Source organism: Blautia sp. 1001283B150304_161114_C9 (genome assembly GCF_015668165.1).
Taxonomy (GTDB): Bacteria; Bacillota; Clostridia; order Lachnospirales; family Lachnospiraceae; genus Blautia_A; species Blautia_A wexlerae.
Genome location: NZ_JADPGO010000085.1, coordinates 1 through 1,690, shown reverse-complemented (window position 1 = coordinate 1,690; position 1,690 = coordinate 1). Strand labels below are relative to the sequence as shown.

The 1,690-nt window shown below is 35.1% G+C and carries 1 protein-coding gene; it reads right to left on the bottom strand.

Features of this window, described 5'->3' with window-relative positions:
- Positions 1–660 precede the first annotated feature (660 nt).
- Positions 661–1,690: RNA-guided endonuclease InsQ/TnpB family protein (locus tag I4V44_RS17355; protein ID WP_196003018.1), on the bottom strand; the 1,030-nt coding region annotated here is incomplete at its 5' end.

Below are 1,690 nucleotides of genomic sequence, written 5' to 3'. Positions count from 1 at the left end.
CGTTTTACTGTTTTTGGTTTTTCAAACCGTTCTTAAAAATGTAAAGAATTTTCGAGAATCGTATGTGTTTCACTGTTTAGTTATCAAGGTTGTCCGTCTTGCGACAGCTTTTTTACTTTATCACATCTCTTTTTCTTTGTCAAGCACTTTTTTCAAGTTTTTTTCAAAGTTTTTCGAACTCTTCCGGATTTCCGAACTGTTCTTCCGATCTGTGATTGTCGGCTCTGTTCAAGCGACTTGATTACTTTAACATATTTGTTTTAAGTTGTCAAACACTTTTTTTAATTTCTTTTTTCTTTCAGAAATCACTTTAAATTGTCTCTTTCTAAGAAACAATTATTTCCGACAGCTCAACTAATATAACACTCCTATCCCCCACTGTCAATCCCTTTTTTTACTTTTTTTATTTTTTATCATTCCCAGTCACTATTCTTCTTTCCACAGACAAAAAGCACACTATGGCACCCCCATACCAACCACCACTCTACAAAACCGTTACTGAAAACTTATAAAAAGTTATAAACTTCTATGTTTCATTCCTACTTCAACGAGTATGCTTTTGATGATATAAATATCTATCTACTCACAAGTTCTTGTACTCTCCATAGGCGTAAATTCCGGACTAACGTATCCGTACATATTTGCATTAACGTTTCAGTGTCAACTTGCAAATTTTTCTCCATAAGTCTTGAGATTTATAGATGCCTGGAAATCTCTGTCAATCATATTCCCACACTCACATCTATAAACTCTGTCAGATAACTTCAGATCTTTTTTGATATTCCCACAACAGCTGCAAAGCTTTGATGATGGATAAAACCGATCAGCCACAATAAGCTGGATCCCTTTATCGCTGCATTTATATTCGAGCTGTTTTCTAAACCCAAAAAATCCCTGTTCTTGGACTGCTTTGGATAAATGTCTGTTTTTCATCATTCCGCTGACATTCAGATCTTCAATACATATAAATCTTGGTTTTCGATTTATGATCTCAGATATGGTCTGATTCAAATAGTTTTTACGGATATTTGTTAATCTGTGATTTCGTTTTAATAAAAGTTTTTCCTTTTTGATTACATTATTTGTTTTACAGTAACTTTCCCCTTTCTTATTTTTCTCGTAAGAACGAGAGATACTACGCTGTAACCTGCGTTTCTGTTTTTCTGATTTCTTTACTTTCTGACTCTTATTGATGTTCTTATACTTAGTCCCATCAGAGCAGACAGCCAGGTCTTTGATTCCCAGGTCTATGCCGACTCCGTCATCATTAAGTGTTTCCCTGCAGTCAGGAAATTCTACACATACGCTGATCCACCAGTTCAATCCGTCAAAGGATATTCTCGGGTTCATATATTTAGCATCTGTCGGAATACGTCCATGTTCTGCAAGCCTTACCCAATTCATTTTTTGTTTATTTGCTTTCCTGCTGGAAGAAAAGCCTTCAAATTTAACGTGTGTATTACTGAAGCGTATCTTAACGTTGTCCTGATAGAACTTCGGCATTGATCTCTTTTTTGACTTGAATCTTGGGAACTTTTGCAAGCCCCTGAAAAAGTTCTTATAAGCAGTACAGGCATCTTTGATCGCCTGTTTGGTTACATTATTTGAGATATTCAGTAACCATGCATATTCATCAGAATGTCTAAGCTTTGTAAATTCTTTTCTGAGTTCTGCATCTGAAATGAATTTT